At 35.9% G+C, this 23,708-nt stretch carries 5 protein-coding genes; all 5 read right to left on the minus strand.

Annotated elements, in window-relative coordinates; genetic code table 11:
• Positions 1-18: 18 nt before the first annotated feature.
• Positions 19-16,401: a T9SS type B sorting domain-containing protein gene (locus BOW57_RS06475; RefSeq protein WP_164973673.1), complete on the minus strand. Its 16,383-nt coding sequence runs from the start codon at positions 16,399-16,401 to the stop codon at positions 19-21.
• A 123-nt stretch (positions 16,402-16,524) separates the two neighbouring features.
• Entirely contained in the window at positions 16,525-20,304 is a 3,780-nt protein-coding gene (locus tag BOW57_RS06480; protein ID WP_129053447.1) for a type IX secretion system membrane protein PorP/SprF, read from the minus strand.
• Between the two features lies 1 nt (position 20,305).
• Positions 20,306-21,751: a gliding motility protein SprC gene (gene sprC / locus BOW57_RS06485; protein WP_129053448.1), complete on the minus strand. Its 1,446-nt coding sequence runs from the start codon at positions 21,749-21,751 to the stop codon at positions 20,306-20,308.
• A complete protein-coding gene (locus tag BOW57_RS06490; protein ID WP_129053449.1) occupies positions 21,748-22,161 on the minus strand; it encodes a hypothetical protein in 414 nt (137 codons plus the stop codon). The genes sprC and BOW57_RS06490 overlap by 4 nt, the downstream gene beginning before the upstream one ends.
• A gap of 101 nt (positions 22,162-22,262) precedes the next feature.
• Complete coding sequence (locus BOW57_RS06495) at positions 22,263-23,555, minus strand: hypothetical protein (RefSeq protein WP_129053450.1); 1,293 nt, start codon at positions 23,553-23,555, stop codon at positions 22,263-22,265.
• Positions 23,556-23,708 lie beyond the last annotated feature (153 nt).

A 23,708-nucleotide genomic window follows, 5' to 3' on the forward strand; every position in this document is an offset into this window, starting at 1 on the left:
ATAGGGGCATTTATTTTGTTATCTGTATAAAGTGAAATGTCCAACAAACTCTCTTGCATCATTCTCGTCATTTAGTTTAAGAACATACCAGTAATCACCAGAAGGCAATTCAGCACCGTTGTATCTACCATCCCATTTTTGACCATAGTGATATTTAGCAATTATACGACCGTATCTGTCAAATATTGAGAACTCCAGTTTGTCATAGATATTAGTACATCCTGGTCCCCAAGTGTCGTAAACGCCGTCTCCGTTTGGTGTAAAGTAATTATCAAGACAAACATCAATATACTTAATGTAATAATCTTGAGAAACTGTACAGCCGTTTTTATCTCTTACGGTTATGGTATAAGTACCTGTTTTGTAAATTTTGAACTCATTTTTAGTACTAAAGTTTACTCCATCGATACTGTATTCGTAATCACCTCCACCGCCTGTGGCAGTTGCTTTAATGATGTTCCATACTCCTTTGTCTTCGGCTAATGTTAATGCTAAAGGTTCGTATGAAACAATCTTGAAACTTGTTGTTGGCGTCTCACATCCATTTGTATGTCTTGCTACAATGAAGTGAGTTCCTGGTGCCACGTTTGTAAAGACGTTGCTTGGCTGATAAGTTCCTGTTCCGTCAAGTGAGTAATCAACATCGGCAATATCATTGCTGTCATCAATTTTTACAACTACCATGTTTGCTTGTGCATTGTCGACACAGTGGTAAGATACTTCGGTAATTGGATCAAGAACAACTGCTTTGTCCATTATAACGTCTCTTGAAGTTAAACAAGTAGCATCTTTAACAAACACTTTATGTGCTCCTCCTTTAAGGTTAGCAAAACTATGCTGTGTACCAATAACTGGTGCATAAGTTCCGTTTTCATTATCAAGACTGATACTATAAGGTGGTTTTCCTCCAGTAATTTCTATGGTAAATGCACCGTCTTTATCTCCATCACATATTTCTTGGATAATAGGTCCTACTACTTTCGCTTCTAAAACCGTTGGTTCTTTGATTTCACGCTCTATAATTTGGAAACATGAATTTTCGTCTTGAATAATAATTTGGTATAAACCTGGAACTAAACGATCAAAGACAGATTTAGTATCGAATAAACCTAAATTTGGCGAAATTGCATACTGAATAACTCCTGTACCTCCAGTTGCAGCGATTACTATTTTACCATCGTCAGCTCCAAAACATGTCACATCAGTTACTGTTGCTGTAACAGATAATGCTTCTGCAGGTTCATTTATTGTTATTGCTTGTGAAGAGTACTGACAATCACCACTGTCTACTCTTACAACATAAACTCCTTTTGGAAGCAGATCGAAATAACCACTAGGTTGTGCTGGTCGAACTATTCCACCTGCGCTATCAAGCAAAGTATATATATAATTTCCTAAACCACCAACACCTTCAACATCAATAACTGCTGTTGAATCTCCTTTACAGTAAACTACTGCATTGATTAAATCTAACTTAAGATCTAATGGCGTTACAGGATTTATGGTAATATTATTAGAGATAGCTCCAACACATCCTCTAGAATCTCTTACATAGTATTGATGATCACCTAATCCAACAGCAAATGTCACTGATGAAGAAAATTGACCTGCAATTACAGCAAAAGTTTTGTCTGTACTGTATTCATATTGTCCAGTACCTCCTATTGCACTTAAAGTCAATGTTGCACTTGTTTTACAAGTTATTCCTGTAGCCAGTTTTAATTCGGCTTCGACTTTAGATGGCTCATTTATCACTAGTTCTGCACTTGGTTGTGAAACACAGTTAAGACCATCAACAACTGTTACTGAATATGTTCCAGCTGCTAAGCCTGAGAAAACAGGTTGGCTTTGAGGTGCAGATGAAACTACAGGAACTAAAGATAGATAGTTTAAAATATAAGAATAATTAGTTCCTTGACCTCCTGTTGGTAAATCAACTGTTATAACTCCACTTGTATCACCGTTACACAATAAAGCACTTACAGTTGCATTGGCTGTAACTAATATTGCATCTGGCGTTTTTAACGTTAGAGTTTCTGTTTGAACACATCCAGAAAGATCTTTAACATTTACAGTATAACTTCCTGGTGTTAGATTTTCAAAATAAAACTGCTGTGAGTAAGCAACACTTATTGCACCCGGACCAACGCCTACCAATTCATATAGATAACTTCCTGGCCATCCGCCTTCAGCTCCAACAGTAATTGTACCATCATTACCTGGATCACAACTAATTGGAGTCGAGTTTACTGAAATAGACAATGCCGCAGTTGGCTCTGCAATTGAAAAACTTGTTTCTACCTCACAGCTTGGCGTAGCACTCAATTTGGCTTTAACAGTATAAAATCCTGCTTCTAAATTAGGAATAGTGATCATAACCCCCGTAGTGGTTTGTAATGGACTAGTTCCTTTTGGTCCCGTAATTGTGTACTCAAATGGTCCTGCTTCATCTGGATTTACTTGATTGTCAACAAAAGTTAAATCTACACTTCCAGTAGCAGTTCCATAACAAATAACATTTTTAATATTACTTGCCACTAAATCAAATGTATTTGGATCGTTTACGTAATGAATCATAGTTATAGTACATCCTGTGATTGGATTAGTAACTGTAACTAAATAATTTCCTATCGTTAATCCAGTAAAAGCTCCGTCATTGTTTGTCATGTCGATAATACTTCCTGTGCTGATTCCTTTTAAGTTGTAAAGCAATACCGGCATTGGTGTAGTTGTTCCTGTTGTAGTAACATTTACCTGAATATCTTCGTCATTAATACATGTAATTGCTTTAGTTACTGTAATTGCTGAAGGAGTTGCAAAATCAATAGCCACGAATGGTTTGATTACTGCAGTTGTTGTTCCTAAACAACCATTAGTATCGTAAACATTGATTACATAGTTACCTCCTAATAGATCTGATTCGATATAAACAGGATTATCTCCTCTTTGAACTGGAATAGGATTTCCATTTTTCAAAAATTCATAAACTTTATAATCGTTAGAACCACCAGTTGGCAGACCAACTGTAATTGTAGCATCATTCGCTTTATTTACTTTTGTACATCCAAATTCTACTACATCAGGATTAGGAACCGTGATTGCCAACGGTTCTTCAACGTCAATAGTTTTATCAACTGTACAACCTTTTCCTGAAGTTACTGTAACTGTATACGTTCCTTTAGGAAGATTTGTAAATACATTACCAACTAAAACCACTCCAATTGGTGATGGATGGATTGCGTAAGTATAAACAGGATTATTGTTTACTGTTGTTGTTTGAGCAGCCATATTTACAGTAATACTACCTGTGCTTCCTCCGTTGCAAAGTACTTTTGATGGAGTTAAACTAAAGTCGATCGCTGTATTTGGAATTTCAAAAACAACTTCTACATCTTTTGTACAATTTGTTCCTCTATCTCTAACACTAAATGTGTATTTACCAGGAGTCAAACCACTAAATACAGGTGTTGTTTGAATATGTAGCCAATTGTCTTTAGTGTATTCATAACTTGGTATTACTGTACCTCCTGAAGCAATTAATGTTACTTCACCTTCGTTTCCATTACAAATAGGATTTATAATATTGTCGTCATACAATAATTTTAGCGGCTCTAAAATATGAACTACTTGAGTAACCACACATTTATTCTCGTCACGAACATATACAGTGTGATCTCCTGTAGTTTTTACTACCAAAATACTATTTGTTCCCCAGCTGTTTCCGTCTAAGCTGTATTCAAGATTTGGAGTAAATCCAGTTGCTATTACAGGAATATCATAAGTACCTGCTGTACTTGGACATTGTGTAGGTATTGCCGAAGTAATACTTGGCATTGGATCTTGTGATATGTTAACTGTTACATGATCGAAACAATTTTGTGCATCTCTTACATATACATCGTAAGAATCGAATTGCGGAGACACTTTACTTGTAGCAATTTCTATAGTAGTAAATGATTCATAATTTCCACCTGCTGGAATTGTTGGCGGCGTTGTTGTAGGTACTACTGCATACATATATCCAGATGTTCCTCCTACAATTGTTGTAGGATCAATAGTAAGAACTGCTTTTAAATCATGACAGTTCTGATTTTTAACGCTTACCTTAAATCCGCTTAAATCTAAAGGATCCGGCTCAGTAATAATAACTGAATTTGAAGTTGCAGGGCAACTTGGGAAATCAGTTTCTACAATTCTTACTGTATAATTGTTTCCTTCAAGTAATCCGGAAGGAATTACAAATGGATTAGAAACAGCAGTATCATGAGAACCTGAAGCTCCAGCTACTGCCGTTGCTCCTTTATAAACTGCATAATCATATTTTCCAGAATAATTTAAGATATTAATTTCGATTGAACCCGAAGCATTGCCGCTACAATCTACGTTTGCATAAGTGCTTGCAACCACTTTTGCTTTGTCGAAAACTGGAATTTCGTATGAAGTAGATTTTAAACTACATCCTGTATTATTATCCAAAACTTCAAACTCATAATAACTTCCTACTGTTGAAGCATTATACGTAAACGTATTTCCTGTAACAGGAAATGGTCCGGCAATTAATATACCGTCTCTGTATACATTATAAGTAAATGGATTAGGCGAATTACTTCCTCCAGTAATCGTTACATTTATTTCCTGCTCGCCATTAAGACAGTCCATTTTTGGACCAAAAAGACCTTCAACAGACATTAATTTAGGTAATGGATTTAATGCTGTAGTCAATTTTGTTGTTTGTAAACAACCTTTCGAGTCTTTCACATAAAAAGTTGGATCTTGAACACTTCCATTATCTCCTAACTCAAATGTATATTTATTATCTGCAGGTATGCTATTACTTGCGAAATAACGAATACCATCTATACTGAAAGTATAAGTACCTGTACCTCCTCCACCTGTAACAACTGCAGTTGTTTTAGTTGGATTTACAGTACAGCTAAACGGTACTGCATCAGCTGTAGCAGTTACTGCAACTGGATCTGTTATTTCAACATCTACATTTGCTTCGCAATTTAAGTTTGAAGTAACACTTACATTATATTTTCCAGGAGCTAATCCGCTAAATACATTGATACTTTGCGTTTTAGGTAAACCAGCTGGTACCGTTGGTGTAAGTGTATAATTATAACTATCGCTATTATTTACTGGTCTTAAATTTACAGTAATAGTTCCGTTGTTATTTGTTCCTTGCGGAGCATTACAGTCTACTGGTGTAATATCAATATCTGTTATTAATAAATCTACCGGAGTTGGAGGATTCATAACAACTTTTTCTGTAATGACATAAGAACAATTTCTTGCGTCATAAACTACAATTTCATAGTTTCCTGTCTCTGCAGCTAGAACGGTATGATAAGCAGTGTCTAATCCTGCTGGGAATGCTGTTGGACCAGAAACTACGCCAGCAGGATTCTTAACGGTATAAGTATAAGAACCATAACCACCTACAGCAGTAATTTTAATGGTTCCATCAACAGGACCACAGAAAATTTCGGTATCTATTTTTGCTGAAGCGAAAATTTGACCTTTAATTTCAACTGGAACAGAAGCCACTGCCTGACATCCATATTGATCTATTACTGTAACTTGATAGTTACCTGGCGCTAAATCTGTAAATGTATTGTTTGTAAGCCAAGTTTTTCCGTTGTCAATACTATATTTATAAACTGGCGTATACTCTGGTGTACCTGGTGTAGATGCATTAACTATAATTGTTGCGCCTTGTCCAACACCTGAACCTGTATAACAATATACTGATGCTGCATCGATTGAAGCAACTGGTTCAATTGGTGTTTTTAATTCGAATGTTTTTGTTACTTCACAGCCTTTTGCATCTTTTACCGAAACAGTATACACTCCAACTTTAGTAAGTCCAGCAAAAACTCCATCTGTATTTGATGGTAAAACTGTACTTGCTGGCGCTGGTTCTGTAACAGTGTACGTGTAACCCCCCCATCCTTCTGATGCTTCAAGTTTTACTGCACCTGTCGTTTTACATCCTAATGGTGTAACATCAACAGTAAAATCTAAGGCTTTTGTAACAGTATAGATATCAAAATTAAATGTAGCTGGACATCCTGTCTCAGTATCTGTCACTTTGATACTATGAGGGCCTGGAGCTAATCCTGTTAAATCGATTGTTCCAACTGTCATTGTTACTGTTGTTCCGCTTGAATCTAATTCATAATCATAACTAGAATTAAATCTTGTTACTAAGAAACTAGCTTTTCCGTCGCCGGCATTTAAACAAGTAATATCTGTTGTAGATTGAGGCGTAATCTCAATCTTGATAACGTCTTTAACAGTATGTTTTATCTGTTTGATACACTTATTTGCATCAGTTACCTGGAATATATAATCACCAGGCAATAAACCACCAAATAATGGATTATTGTTATTCTCTGTAATTATTGCTCCAGTATTTGAAACAATCTGATAAGTCAACGGCAGAATTCCACCAGTTACATTTTTGATTTCTACACTAGTACTTGTTCTTAAACAAGTAATTGGATCTGGTTGATCTAGATCAAAATTCTTAGGAGGATCTAACCATAAAATAGTTACATTTCCTGTTTTAGGACAACCGTTTTCATCTCTAATTGCATACGGAATAGTTTGACTTGCTCCGTTTTGATCTACATAGAAAATGTTTGTATCTGCACTGAAGTCACTATTATTAAAACTATATTCATATGCACCAGTACCTCCGTGTCCCGCTAAAACAACTTTTGCTTGTTGTGGAGCATTATTTGCACCACATAAAGGCTGATCAATTGTTGGCGTATCTAATATCAATTCTGTTGGCTGGCCTAAAGTTTGAGTACCAGTTACAACACAACCCAATTCATCTTTAACAGTATAAGTATAATCACCTGCAATTAAATTCTCAAACAATGGAGTTGATTGTGTAATTAAAGTTCCTCCTGCTGGTAAAGTTCTTAGTAATGTATATTCATACTTGCCTTTACCTCCTTTTGCAGATAGTAACATGGTTCCTTCTCCTCCAAAACATAATGGTTGAGTTGGAGTTGCATCTGGTACAATTGGCACAATCGGGTCAACAGCTACTGGAGTTGTTTGTATCTCACAGCCGTTTGCATCTTTAATTAAGAATACATAAGAATCTGCGTCTGTAGCTGCAACTGGATAAGTGAAAGTTCTTGAACCTGCAGGTAAAATTGGAGTATCACCACCAAATGTTCCCGTTCCTTTTTTAACAGCATATGTAAAATTAGGAGTACCAGTACCATTTGTAATAGTCACTGTAATGATAGCATTTGGACCTACTGCTCCACTAGCATCACAAACTAAATCTGTTGTAACTTCTGCATTTGCTTTTGGAGTTGGAGTAATAATGATAGTTTCTTTTACATCACAACCATTTTTATCCTTAACATAAATATCATAGCTTCCTGAATTAAGTCCCTTAATTTCATAAGGGAAACTAGTAACTGGAACATAATTCGTATTATTATTTATACTTATATAGAACGGTCCAACCGCAGTAGTTGCGTTTGTTAAGTCTACATTAATCTGATAATTTCCTTCAACAGCACATAAATCTTCTACTTGAAGATCAATTATTGGGTCAGGATCTAATGGTAACAAGAATACTGGACTTCCTTTAATACATCCGTAAGCATCTTTTACCCAAACGTAATAATTTGCTGAATCTCTATAAAATATTTGATTTGTTGTCCAAGCAGCATCTGTTGCTGATGGTGTTCCTGGAGTTGTTGTTACCATATAACGGTATGAACCCGCTCCATCTTTACCAGTTACTTTAATAATACCAGCGTCAGTTTTACAATTATCATTTTGTACAATTTCATAGTCAACACCTAATATCATCGGTGATTGTCTAATAGAGAACGTTGCTGTAGATTTACTACAACCTGCGTTTGTTGCACCTGTATCTTCTGTAACTAATACAAAGTAATCTCCATGAGCCATTGCTCCAAAACCACTAATAGTTAAAGTACCATTTGCTGGAACAGTTCCTGAACCAGTAATTGGTAAAGGAGCTAATGATAATGCATCGTAAACTTGATATTTGATTGGTGTATCTGTTCCGTAAGTACTAGTAACATCAAAACTAACTTTACCATCTCCGCTGCCTGTGCAAGTAACATTCTGTGCAGTTGGCGCCTTAACATCAAGTGTTGAATTTGATGGAATAGGCATATCAGCAATCTCATAATAGTAACATTTCGATTTACTATCATAAACAATAAAAGTATATCTAACTCCAGGAACTAAACCATTAATAACTGCTTGTAAAGGAGAAGACTCTGGATACCAAGTTCCACTAGTTGGATATACAGGTACAACGCCAGTATAATAACTAAAGTAAAATGGTCCATTTCCTACTGGAATAGATGTATTGCTTCCTACTGCTACAGTTGCAGAACCTAAAGCAGAACAATCTGCCGGTGGTGGTGCAGTAACTGTAATATCTAAATCGTTTGGTGGAGAAGTAATCGTTACTTCTTCAATATAAGGACAACCATTTGCATCTAAAATTCTTATTTCGTAAATACCAAAATCAACGATTTCAAATACTTGCGCTGTTCCTGGAACATTAGAAAATGATTTACTATAATTTTTTCCTGTTACATAATAATCGTATGGACCAGTACCTCCCGAAACTTTATTAATTGAAATTGATCCTAAAGAAGCACCATTTGAAACATTACAAGTAATACCTACTAATGTTCTATCTACAATAAGCGGAGCAGGTTGTACTAAAGTAATATCTTTTGCATCGCTAATACATCCTTTCGTATCAATAACTTGATAATTGTAAATAGTACCTGGAGCTACTGCTGCAGCAAGATCAGTAAATACTGGCGAATCTTGCCATGCACCTCCATTAATTCTATATTGATATCCTGGAACACCTCCATATCCAGTTACAGTAATTGTGCCTTCAGCTTCATTATTACATTTAGGATTAGTGCTAATTGCTGTTGCTGTCGGTTTTTCTGGATCCGTAACTTTAAATATGCCTGAAATAATAGAACATGCTGGAGTATTAGAATCTGTAGCTTCAAATTTGTAATCTCCATCTTGGCTTGTTGAAAAAGTACTTCCTGTAATTCCTGTTGTTGTATAACCACCTCCATTACGAGAAACTCTGTATGTATAAGGACCTACTCCGCCTTCTGCAGATAATGTAAATTGGGCATCTGTAGTAGTATATGGAGGTAAAACAGCACATGTTAAATCTTTAACAGGAGTTACTGTAATCTTCAATTGATCGTTAACAGTAATAATAGTAGTATCCTCACAACCATTATCATCTTTAATACCTAATGTATATTTTCCTGGCCCTGTGATTGATTTGGTATCATTTGTGTTATAAACGCCATTTAATCCGTAAAGCTTTGTTGTTGATCCTGAATAAACTGATCCTGTAATTGTTACATTAAATGCAGCACCAGCATAACAAAGTGGTGCTGTTACTGGGTCAATTTTTGGAGAATCGTTTCTTGTAATAGAAATTGATGTTTGCGTAGGACAGCTATTACCGTCTTGAACATATACATCATAATCTAAACCATCTACACTTGTATCTTTAATAAAAGTATTAGCATCTACAAAATCAGTAGCTGTTGGTGTAACTCCAGCTTTTACTACTGCATATTTTAAAGGTGCTTTTCCTCCTTGTGCCGTTACTACAATGGTTGTCTTAACGTTTGGCGCACAGAAAACTTTTGTTCCTGTAACCTTAGTAATTTCAACAAGAACTGGATCTGCAAGAGTTACTTCGCTTGTAGCAGAACATTTTGTTACATCATTTGTAACTGTGAAAGTATATTTCTCACCACCTTTTAGTCCTGCATAAGTAACTACATCATTTGCTGGATTTGATGGACTAGCTGTTATACTAGGAGTTAATAAAATATCACCTGAAATACTTCCAACTAATTTAGTAGTATAACCTCCTATTTTATTTCCAGAAATTGTGAAATTAATAGAACCATTGCTCAGTCCGTTACAAGTTACGTTACTTGTAATTGATCCTGTAGCTTGAATTTTTACAACATCTAAAATTTCAAAATCATCTTTTACAATACATTTGTTTGCATCTGTAACTGTAAAGTAGTAATGTCCAGGAGCTAAACTTGTAAATGTATAAGAATTTGAATTTACACCTGTCACAGCAGTAGCCGTTGGACTAGTAATTTCGTATGTAAATGGCAATACACCATCTGTTACTGTTAAAGTTAAGCTTGTTTTATCATGTCCTGTCTCACAAGTAATTGCTGCTGGCGGAGCAAAAGCAATTGCTTTTGGCGGGTTTAATGCATCAATAGTTACACCACCTGTTACAGGAACATGACATCCGTTAGCATCATAAACATCTACAGTCACATTGCCTGAAGCAGTTGTAGAATATGTATTTGAAGTAACTGGTGTTTTACCATTATAACTATATCTATAAAGATCTGGCGCTGGGTAAGGAGTACCTCCTGAAGCCGTTACTTTAATTGTTGCTTTTTGCGCATTATTTGAAGTATCACAAGTTAACTTAACATCAACACCTGCATCCGCTGTTAGTGCAACTAATGGTTCTTTAATCGTAACCGTTTTAGCATCCGAAGCACATTTTTTAGCATCAATAATAACAACACTATAGGTTCCTGCACCTAAATTTTCGAATACGTTTGTTGTTTGTGTAATTTTTGTACCTGCTGGAGTAATTGGTGTTACCTCATAGGTATAAGATCCTGCAAGAACTGGATTTACTGTAATGCTTCCTGTTTTATCTCCTTTACATAAAACAACGCTTTCTACTGTATTAAAATCAGGTTTTACAGTAGAATTTACAGTTTGAGAAACTACAACTGTACAGCCTTTGCTATCTGTAATTTCAAAATAGTGAGTTCCTGCTAAAGCTGGATAAGTAAATTTAGTTTGACCTGCTGGTACATCTGTATATAATCCTGAGAAAGGAGCCCCTGAAGTATTAACTCTATATTTATAATCTGGGTATCCATCTTGAATTGTAACTCCAATGATAGCCTCTGGGCTAGTTGGATCACAAGTTAAGTCTGTATCAATTGCTGCTTTAGCGCTTAAAGGAGATGAAATTACTTCCTCTGCCAAATCAGCTGTACAACCTGTTACAATATCTCTAACGGTTATAGTATATTTTCCTGGAGTTAATCCTGAGAATGTACCTGATGGCTGATAATTACCGCTATTAAGTTTATATTCATAATTAGGATTTGGTTTTGGTGCATTTTTTGGCGTCGCAATTAATGTTGCTCCAGCTCCTCCAGCACAGTAAACCGAAGTTGCATCGATACTTGCTGTTGGTTTTTCTTCAGGGTTAATTGTAAAATCTGTACCCGCTACATTACATCCTGTACCATCGGTTACAGAAACACTATAAGTTCCTGCCGCTAAGTTTTTAAACAGATTATCATTTGTTTGATTAATTGCTGTTCCAACAACTGGTGCTTTTTGTGTAACAGTGTATGTATAAGCTCCTGATCCTCCTACAGCATTAATTTTTGCTGTTCCTAAAACCTTACATGTAAGATGTGTAAGATCTGAAGGATTTAATTTTAATGCAGATGCCGGACCTGCTACTGTTACCTTTTCTTTAACTGTACATTTTGTAACTGAATTTGTAACGACAATAGTATGTAAACCTGCGCCTAATCCAGAAACAGTAATATCAAAAGGATCAGTTGTAGAAGTACCCGATCCTGTTATAGCTGGTGTTGTATCTACTGAATAGGAGTAGTTAGTACCTACAACCATTCCGCTAACCGTAAATATAGCAGAACCATCAGAAGCACCAAAACATTTTATACTAGTTGGAGTACCTGTTACTGTAAAGTCTTTAGGCAAATCAATTAAATGCGTTTTTTCAAACGTACATTTATTTGCATCTCTTACTTCAAATTTGTAAGTAACACCAGCTTTAATATTATCAAATACGTTACTTGGTTGAAACGCTGTTGCTGTTGGCGAAACAATTCTATATTCTAAACCTGCAGTTGGTAAAGGAGTATTTGCAGCATCAACAACATTAATAATCGTAACACTTCCCTCGTTCAACGGACAAGTAGCTGCTGTAGTTGTCGAAATTGTCATTCCCTTTGGAGGATTCAAATCTACAATAGTTAATTTTGGTGTTGTTGTAAATGTACATGAATTACTATCTGTAATAGTTACTGTGTAATCTCCTGCTACAGAAATATTATCAAAAACCTTTGTCGTCTGAGTAATTAATGCAACTCCATTTCTATTCAGCGTGTATTTGTAAACACCATTTCCACCCGTAACTACTGCACCTACGGTTATTGTAGCAGGGCTATCACAAGTATACGGAACTGTTATTGTTGCTGTACCACTAATTGGATCCGGCGCTGTTAAGGTAACAGTTATACTTTTTTTACATCTATTTTCATCTTTTACATAATATGTATAAGCCACTCCAGCACTAAGTCCTGTAAAATATGATGTGTTATTATAAGTAATATCGTCTTTACTATATGTATATACTCCGGTTCCTCCACCTGGTTTTAATAAAATAGTTCCATCATTAGAACTATCACATTTTGGGTTTACATTTGTTGATCCTAATGTAATTGGAACCAATGCCTCTATCTTAGCATCGCTGGTTGTTGTACAATTATTTGCATCTTTAATTGTAAAAGTGTAATTACCAGCCACCGCTGTAGTATACGTAAAAGTGTTTCCAGTTGTAGTAGGTCCCACTAAATCTCCTGTTTGATCTCCAGTAGTAATTGTTACTGTAAAAGGTGCTTTACCTCCTTCGATTGTTCCCGTAATAACTGCACGATTTGCTGGTGCAACGTCGCAATCAAGCGGAGTTGTAACTGGAGTCGCTGCAAGTAATTGAGCCGTTATAACTTGAGTAATTGGATCTGAGACACAACCAAAACTATCGGTAACTGTAAACTCATAAATTCCTTCATTCTGCGCTTTATAAGTAAAAGTAGGTCCTGCAAATGTTGCACTTGGCCCAACTGGATTACCTCCATTATATTTTACTGTATAAGTATAATCTGGTACTCCATCTGTAACTTTTATTGTGATATTTGTTCCTGCATTTTTATCAAAACATACACTTGGCGTAACATTTTCTAATTTTGGTTTTACTGGAGCAACAATATCCACAGATGCCAAAACTTCTGTCTCACAATCGTTTAAATCTTTGGCTACAACTTTATAATTTCCAGTTATTTTAATATCAAGAAATGTATCTGAATCTTGAAAAGCTTTTACAACTGTTACACCGTCCGTTTCTCTTAATTCATATCGATAACCAGGAGTTCCATCACTTGCTTTAGCCTTAATAATTGCTCCAGTAGAACATTTTAATACCTGCTCTACCCAAGCATCTACTTTTAATTTTTTTGGAGATTTAATTTCCTGAGCTACTGGAAAAGAACAACTGCCAGCTGTATCATCATAACGAATACTAATGTTATAAATTTTACTAGCTAAATTTTTCAACGTTATACTACCGCTTGTTGCCGCAGGAACTGGTTTTACAGTTTGCCAACCTGCAGGATCACCTGCTATTAAATATTGAAATCCTTTTTTAGGATCAAAGTTTTTAGCTGATAATGTAATTTCTCCATTTTGCTCACCACTACATCTTACATCTTTATATCCTGTTATACCAGCAGAGAAAGCCTTACTACCATCAACAACTATTGGGAACAAAGCTGTCGCTCCACAAATTTTAGGCATTTGAAAAACCGTGATATCATCTATAGCTACGTCATTACCGTCAACTTCTTGAACATTAGAACGCACAACAAATCTTAGGTTAGTATTTTTCCCTGGGTTTAAGGTTAATAAATAATCTTCCCATTTATTTGTTTTAGGTATAGCACCTGTAGCAACACTCGAAACATCATTCCCTGCAAGATCTACTAACGCTAACTGTATATTAGGATTAGCTCCCAATTGACCTGTTCTCAATAAATTTATTGCAGATATTTTTACACTTATGGGTTGATCAGCTATAACATCTTTTATCTCTTTTTGATACAAAATAGCCGACGTAGGAATTTGATCCCCAATATTAACTGCCAGATATCTTCCTCTTAGATCCTTTGGTCCTGCAATAGTAGTATGATCTTCTGGACTTAACCAAGTACCATGTGGAGATACTATCTTCGCAGTAACTGTGTATTCACCATCGTTTAATTTAATACTTCCATTTTCCTGCGTAGCAGCTACTTGTCTCTCCCATTTATAATAAAAGGTATTTATTCCCGGTGAAGTAACGTCTGGTCCTGAACCGAAAGTTTCTACCAATAAATTACTATATGTAGGAACCGTTTTTACAGTGTAGCTCACCATTATAGTATGATCTCCCTGGCTTACATTTTTAAACACATTTGAATTAATTGGTGTATTAGCGGTGCCATCAATAAAATAACTATAAATAAATTCAGAATTCACGTCATTTGTAACCGTTACAGTTGTAGTTGCTGTTCCATCACAATTAAAAACGGGATCATCAATCTTAATTGTAGGTTCATTAGGTTTTGGTTTTAAAGTTATACCGCTCATCTCAAATATGCATCCAGCATTATCTTTAACATAAACCTTATGATCTACTACTGGATCAATATAAGCCCAATTCAGATCTATCCAAGTTTTTTTTAAATCAAAACTGTATTTATAAGGCGCAGTTCCACCCTCGGCATTTGTAATTCTAATCTTTCCCTGTTTCTCATTTCCTACTGGTCCACAGCCCGCTAATTCAGCGACACCCGCAGATGCCGTTAAAGCAGGTTTTCCTCCTATTGCCACCGATACAACAGGGTCAGAACATTTAGTCGTTACATCCTTACCATTAACTCTTACCGTTTTACTATAGTTAACACCTATAAGGTAATTTCCAGGGTCCAGATTCTTAATAATTGGCCCTGAGCTGCTACCTTCAAAAGTATAGGTCATTGTATATCCGTTTGCATTTGAAACTTTTATCTCTATTTGACCTAGACCTCCATTACAATTTCCATCTGTTGCAATAATTTCATAGATTGGTTTTTGGGGGTCATTAACTGGAACAGGAGAAGTCAAAGCAGAACAACCATTTACATCTTCTACACGAATAATATAACTCCCTGCTTTAACTAACGATATCTTATTATTAGTTCCATTAGCTACAAATGTGGTGCCTCCATCAGTACTCACAAAATATTGATAAGGTGCAGTTCCTCCACTTTGACTTACTGTAATGATACCTTTATCACTACATGCAGTTAAGCCATCTGTTAGAGTGGCACTCGCAATTATTTTTGCAGCTGGAGCCGCAATAGTAAAATTGTTAGTTTCCTTCATACATCCAGTCCCAATCGAGGTAATTACTCGATAATTTCCTGGAGCTAAATCTGAAAAAGGATATTCAGAATCTTTGGTAATTGGAGAATCATTTAATAAGGTAGAAGTGGTACCAGTAACCTTAAAAATTTCATATTTATAATCCTGTTTGATATCATTTGTAATGACCTTTACACTACCTAGATCGCCATTACATTTTGGAGAAGTAAAACTAGTTTTTACTTGAAAAGTAAGGCTTTTAATATCCAGATTTATAACTTTAAATTCACATGATCCTACTACATCTTTTATTCTAATAAAAGCCGTGTAATTACCCGGTGTACTAGTTGTAAAAGTATTATTTACATCCCATAGTCCCGGAGCTCCAGTTGTAGTAAAACTATATTCATATCCATTTCCGAACCCCCCAACGGTAATTTTACCATCTATTTTGCAGTTACCGTCGCTGCTTTTAATAATATCGCTTTTAGTAACAGCCGTTGGAATTAAAGTATTCTGATATACATTAAAATAAAAAACACTAGGTACACCTGCTTTATCTACTATTTTTACTCTAAATTGTCCAGCCGTATTTGCTAAATAATCTTTTCCAGTTCCGACTTGTTTCCAGCAAGATGCTGCAGCGGTTTCATTAGCACAATCACTGTTTGAAACTGTTACACAACCACCTCCAGAAATAAATCTTTCCCAAACAATAGATTGAGGATCTGTGATATTAATATTGATAGGTCGAGAATCGTTTCCTCCACATAAAAATAACTTGGGTAATTCTTTTCCATCATTTGGACATTTTACAACTTGCCCTGCATATGGTAGTTGAGCATATGGAATTATAGGATTAGTAAGTGCTGCGACAGCTTCAGTTTTTGACGTTTCTTTTTCATCATTTAAACTAATTGAGTTGTCGAGCTGACTTGCAGCTTTAAAAAATACATCTTCTTTCAAGTTCTTATTGAACTTAGAATCGAATGCTATTAAATTCTGTGAATGGGACACAAAATTAAATAACATTGCAACGGCAAAAATCAGCGTTCTTAAAATAGTAGGTTTTTTCATAGTCAATCTATTGTTTACTTCCATCTTGCTGTCTGAGGGGCGTCATAAAGCAAAATAATTAGTATTTAAAACATTTTATTTCTGTAAGCTCTTAGATATTATCTAAGAGCTGTATATATCTTTTTAATTCTCCACTTTTACGATAGCCATTTTCCCATTGTATGGTTTAGATCCTTTAGCTTCTAATGCCTTAGTTGCTTCTGGTAATCCATCGAACTTATCGTAATAGATGTAATATTTACTTGTTGTAACGTTGTAGAAGAAATTAACATCTGTACGTCCAGCCGCTACGGCTTTTCTTAAGAATTCATCTCTTTTTTCAACGCTGTTGTGAACTGCAATAATTAAATAATAACCATTATCAGAATTTTTAATATTCTTAATAATCTGCATATTCGACTGATCTTCTCCAAAATCAAAATCACTTGCCTTCAATGGTGTGCTGCTTAATTTTGTGGTCTCTTTTATACGTTTAAGAGCGGCAACGTCCTGTGCATATCTTCCTTGATCGTTTTCATATGCTGCACGTTTAATTCTACGTTTTTTCTCAATCTCCGTTTCAGTCTTAATACGCTCTAAATTCGAAAGCAGAACCGCACTGTCTTGCTCCATTTTTAACTGTGCTGCTTTTAACTCATTTATCTTATCTAGATAAGCTTTATTCAAAGCATCATTTTTATTTGGAACTTTTTTAAGTCTTTCGTTATACAAATTAGTCAGTTTTGCAATCTCTTCTTTTTGCATTCTGCTCGCATCTGCAAGTTGTCCTTTTAAGGCCTCTAATTGACTATTTTCTGCTGCAACACTTTTAAATGGTTTTGGCTCTTTATAAATACCTTTTTCACTTAAATCGTTCTCTTCTCTTAAATCATTCAAGTCTCTTTGTTTATTAGCTACTGTTGTATTAAACTGAGATAATAAATCTTTCTGTACTTTACTTGAATTTTCTAATGACTGTGTTAAGTTTTCAATAGCTTTAGCAGTATCGTCTTTTGGAGTTGCTACTGCTTTTGCCGCAGCTTCAGCAGCTAATCTTGCCTGAAGCGCTTCTGCATCAGCTTTCGCTTTAGCATCTGCCAATAATTTAGCCTCACGTGCTTCCTCTGCTAATCTTAACTGTCTCGTTTCTTCTTCCGCTTTCATTTTTTCAGTCGCTTCCGCATCTGCTTTTGCTTTGGCATCTGCTAATAATTTAGCCTGAGCCGCCTCCATGTCTGCTTTTGCTTTTGCATCAGCTGCAAGTTTTGCTTGGCGGGCTTCTGCATCAGCTTTTGCTTTTTCTTCCGCTGCTTGTTTTACTCTAAGAGCTTCAGCATCTGCTTTCGCTTTAGCATCTGCGGCTAATTTTGCTTGAAGTGCTTCTGCATCAGCCTTAGCTTTTGCGTCGGCAGCAAGTTTCGCCTGTAATGCTTCTGCGTCTGCTTTAGCTTTCGCATCGGCTGCAAGTTTCGCTTGAAGTGCATCAGCTTTGGCTTTTGCCTCAGCATCTGCTTTTGCTTTTTCTTCAGCCGCTTGTTTTGCTTTCAGAGCTTCTGCATCGGCTTTCGCTTTTGCATCTGCAGCTAATTTGGCTAAACGAGCTTCTTCGGCTTGTTGTAATTGTTTAGCTTCAGCGTCTGCCTTTGCTTTGGCAGTTGCTTCTGCATCAGCTTTAACTCTTGCATCTGCAATTAGTTTTGCTTGTAATGCGACCATATCGGCTTTTGCTTTTGCTTCTGCTGCCAATCTCGCTTGTTCAGCTTCTGCATCAGCCTTCACTTTAGCTTCAGCTGCCAATTTCGCTTGTAATGCTTCTGCATCGGCTTTTGCTTTAGCCTCAGCAGCCAGCTTAGCTTGAGCGTCTGCTTTTGCTTTGGCATCGGCTACTAATTTTGCTTGAAGTGCTTCAGCATCGGCTTTAGCTTTTGCTTCTGCAGCTAATTTTGCTTGCGCTTCGGCATCGGCTTTAGCCTTAGCATCTGCCGCCAATTTAATTTTTAAAGCTTCTGCATCTGCTTTCGCTTTTGCTTCTGCTGCTATTAATGCTTGTCTTGCTTCAGCATCTGCTTTTGCTTTTGCTTCCGCAGCTAATTTTTCTTTCAAGGCCGCATCTGCAGCTGCTTTCGCTTTTGCATCTGACGCTAGTTTCGCCTTATTTGCAGCATCAATTGACGCTTTAGTTTTTGCTTCGGCAGCAGCTTTTGCTTTTGCTTCGGCAGCTAACTTAGCTTGCAATGCATCAGAATCTGCTTTTGCTTTTGCATCGGCAGCAAGTATCGATTGTAAATCTGCTTCTTCAGCTTTTGCTTTAGCTTCAGCTTTTCGTTTTGCTTCTGCTGCATCAGCCTTAGCCTTATCATCTGCTGCTAATTTTATTCTTAATGCTTCGGCATCTGCTTTGGTCTTGGCATCAGCCGCAAGTTTAACTTTAAGAGCCTCTGCATCTGCTTTTGCTTTATCAGCTGCTAACTGCGCTTGTGTTTTTTGTGGAGCTGCACTAGCTGCTGCAGGTTTATTTGCAATTGCTTGTGCTCTCGCTGCTGCGGCTGCATCAACTCTTGCCTTATTATCTGCGGCTAGTTTAATTCTGCGTGCTTCAGCATCGGCTCTGGCTTTATCAGCAGCCAATTGTGTTTGTGTTTTTTGTGTTGTGGCAACTGCTCTATTTGCTGTTGCAGTTTGTGCTCTTGCACTGGCTGCAGCATCAGCTTTAGCCTTAGCATCGGCTGCTAATTTTATCTTAATAGCTTCAGCATCTGCTTTCGCTTTATTATCTGCTTCTAATTTTGCTTTTGCAGCAGCTTCGGCATCAGCCTTTACTTTTTCTGCAGCAGCAAGTCTAGCTTGTTTTGCTTCGGCATCAGCAACAGCTTTAGCTTCAGCTGCTAATCTAGCTGTTTCGGCACCACTCACTCTCGTAACTGGAGCACTTGTAGTTTTCTTTGCCATTACTGGTTTTGGTTTTGCAGGATCTATTAATGAACCTTCTTCATCTTCACCGTAATAGTAATTTTTACTTTTAAATTTATATGCAATTGCAAATTCATGAGAACCTCCCATATTGGTGAAATTTCCCATTCCTCTTTCGTAGTTATACTCGATCGAAATGCTAGGCGAAATATTAACGCCTAAACCAGCCGAAATTCCGTATAAAGTATTATATCCTGCCTGTGCCCAAATTCCTTGCGGAATAGCAAGCATAGCAAGTCCAGAAATAACCGTTTTATCTTTTTTAATCTCTGTTTTTACAAGTCCAGAAAATTTACTTCTGTCAAAAAAACCAAAACTATCCAAATAACCTGTGTACATTCCGTGCAGTTGTATCGCTCTTTCTGGATCATCCTTTACCATTCCTGAACCAAAATTGTAAAGCACTAAGTTGTTTATCGATAATCCGAAATCTAGAAAAGCAGTTCCGTAATTAATACCTGGATTAACAGTTAATAAAGTATTTGAAGGATACTCTCCGTTTAAAACTTCAATGTCGTCACTAATGATTTTACCTCTGTCTAAGCCGCTTTTATAAACTCCTACATTCAAACCAAATGTTAAGTTACTGTCTTCTTGTAAAACGATGTTATGAGCAAAATTTCCGACTCCGCCAAAAACAGTCATTAAACCGTAATTTTGTTGAAATAAACCAAAAGCGAAGGCCTCGTTTTCTCTAAAACGACCTGAATAACCCGCCAAATAAGTTTGCGGCGCATTATCAAATTGTACCCATTGTCTTTTATTATAAAAACTTGCATAAGCATTTGTTTCTCGAACAAAACTAAACGCAGGGTTAATTAAATATCTGTTGAACTTTAAAGAATTTCTTATAGGCATTGAAAACGAAACAACTCCATTCTCATTTTGTTCTTGAGAATAGAGTGCATTTGAAAAACCGTAAAATAAAGTTATGAATAGTAAAATTTTCTTCATCTTATTTAATCACAGTTATTGATCCTTTTTTTTCACCGGTGTCTGATTGAATGACATAGTAATATACTGGATTTACATTTTTAAAATCTATTGCTGTCTGCGGCCAATCGCCTTGATAGTTGTAAACATCAAGAACCTTTTCGCCGTTTGAACTTAGAATAATTACTTTAGTAGCAGCGTTTTTATAAGCATCTGGAATATTCCAATACGGGTTCGCACTGCTGAGCTTAATTATATTTTGAATAACTGTAGAGGGTGCTGAAGGACCTGTAACTTTAAAGCTAAATTCCTGAGAAGATATACATCCTGTAGTCTGCGAAATTTTTGCTTTATAATTACCAGGCGCAGCTACCAAGTATGATCTTGATGTCGCTCCTGCGATTACATTTCCATTTAATGACCACTCAAACTCTGGATTAGCAGCATCTGTTGTAAGACTGACATTAACAGTTTCGCCTTCATTAAGAGCCGTAGTATCTGCAACATCTATACTTGCTGTAAATCCGTTACTTTTAAGATCTATAGATCCTGAAGCGCTGCAGCCTCCAAAATCGACATCAACTGAATAAATACCAGATTCATTTGTCGCATAAGAACGACCTACAGCATCTTTAATAGCAACTCCATTCTTTTTCCATTGATACTTGTTTCCTGCGGTGGCCGTTAAAATTGTACCTGTCCCGTTTGAACAAAAAGGATTTCCTAAATTGGAATCGATTGTTACACCAGAACCTCCGCTTGAAGTAGCGACTGTCACTTTGTTTGAACTAATATTAACATCTGAGCATTTACCGTAATCAACCACGGCATAGTAACTCCCTGCTGTATTTACAACAAGATCTTTACCGCTTTGACCAGCAATAGCAACATCATCTTTATACCACGTATATTTAAGTTTTGGAAAGTTTAATGGTGATGAATTAGGTATAGAAGGTGTACTGTTATCTATTGAAAGAGTTACACTTCCGCCTGGACAGATTGTTACATTAGTATTTTGATTATTAATAAAGAACTTCGATTCAAAATCTTTATAATAAACAGGAAAAGAAGTATCTCCAATAGAATTTTTAAATCGACCGGTTGTAACAGGAGATGCTCCTGAACTTTTAACTCTCAATCCGTACAAATCTGAACCTGTCAAATTTACAGGCACTGCAAATTTTATCGTTTTCTGTGTAGCACTAACATCTACAGCATCTAAAAAAGTTGTTGCAATAGGATTATCTGCATTGTCTAAAAGTTCTACGACAAATGTGGTTCCAGCAGGAAAATTAACATAACTGAATGATGCATAAAATTCATTAAATGAACTTCCTGCACATAACTTTTCCAATCCGTCAAGTTGCTTTGGAACAATAGTCTGCCCATAAGAACTCGATTTAGTAAATAGAATTATGCTAAATAAAATAAGTAATCTGGTAAAAGAAAAAGTAATTTTTTGAATCATATAGTACGCGTTCTAGATAAGTCTATACGTTCAAAAAATAAGATGTCTATGAATGTTTCTGAAAAATCATATTTATAGTTTTCAATAATATCTTTTGCAAGAATTGAAGTTGCACTAATTAATGAATTTTCATTACAGTCTGCACTTAGATCTTTCATTTCAGTTGCAATAGTAAGGCTGTCCTTGGGGGTGGACAGCCCTGCTATAAACTGATTAGAATTCTCTAATTGACTGATCCCTGTAGCAGGATCATTTTTTTGGTTTGTCGCTTTAAACGAAGTCAAATTACACTGTGCTTCAACAGAAACTATAGCTTCTGATGTTGCAGTACTTTGTGCATATAGACTTAACGATATAGGCGAAAACAAAAATATTGTATATAAAAAATACTTTTTTGTAGATTGAGCCATTATGTCTTGATCTTTATTTGGTCCGGTTGAGACGATACATAAATTGTGTCTGGGGACTTTATTAATAAAATTTACGCGTTGAAATAAAAATCGAAATCTATTTACCTATTGCCGCTTGAAGCTGTGATTTTTCCTAGTTGTAATCTAAAATCTGGTTTTTTAGCGTTGAAAATGTCAATAAATGTTTCTTTGTTGCTGCTTTGAGAATAAACGTTAAAAAATACGCTGTTTCCGTACCAGCTCTCTAAATCTTCATTATTCGAATTGTACTCTGTAAAGATATTTCCTTTACATAGGTTAAAGTACATTTCTTCAAATTTGATTTTTTTAAGGTTAGCATCATTAATCTCAGTTTTACTGTCTAACAATACAGCAGGATTAAATCCAGAGATTACACTTCTTTTCATTTCAAGAGAAGCATTTTCAGCTACATAAACAGCCTCTTTTACTAAACCTGATTGAATATCAGCATTGATGTTTTCACTGTCGTTAAGCATTGTGATGTTTGTAGCAACAACAAGCGTTTGTTTTTTAGTAAAATCTGTTTCACTTTTCTTTTCATATGATTTTACTTCCATGCAACGAGATCCGTCTTTGTTACTAGATAAATAAGATGATCTAACAGCTAATGAATTGTATAAACGACATTGAACTCCTTGAGTAAATTTATAATCGTCGTTGATTGATTTGTAAGAAACAAATTTTGTAGCATTGACATCACCTCCAAAGAAAGCGAATGAATCTCCTCCAGAGTAACTTACCATTACATTTTCTAAGATTGTTTTATTACCAACTCCAGCGATAGTTAATCCGTTGAAAGTATCAACACCTTTTACTTTTTTTCCAGCAAATTCGATTCTAACAAATCGCATAATACCAGAATTTGAAGCTACATTATCACCGCCATAAGTAGTAAGAGTTGGGTCTAAGTCTAGGTTATAAGAACCTACATTTCCAAATTTGTTAATTGGAGCATCTCCAAGAATAACTACTCCACCCCAGTCTCCTGCTTTTTTCAGGCTTCTGTTAGAAGTAAACACAATTGGATCAGTTTCTAAACCATCAGCCATAATTTGTGCACCCTTAGTAACTACCAATGTTCCTTTTGTTTCAAAATCACCAATAATTAAGGTTCCTGGTTCAATTGTTAAAACTGCATTATTAGTAACATACACGTTACCTTGCAAAACATAAATATTCCTCTTCAGCAATTTCGTGTTAACAGAAATATTTCCTGCTAAAATTTGGTTTGCTTCTCCGTAATCTACTTTGTTAGGCTTAAATTCGGTCCAGTTGTTTAACCAATTGGTGTAGCCCATAATTCCTTTCTCTTGTTGAGCACTCATACTTGTGACTGTCAAAAAGATACAGATCAATTGAGTAATTTTTTTCATGATAAGGGGGGGTATTGGGGGTTAATAATAATTTGGGTATGCGTAAATGAAAAAACTCCTCTCGAGATTTTCTGGTGGTATTCAGAACATATCGAGAACGAGTTAATTTTCTTTTTTTCTTTTAAAATGCTGTGAGAGCCTAAAGCTGTTCAC

The organism is Flavobacterium sp. YO64, assembly GCF_004119505.1.
GTDB lineage: Bacteria > Bacteroidota > Bacteroidia > Flavobacteriales > Flavobacteriaceae > Flavobacterium > Flavobacterium oncorhynchi.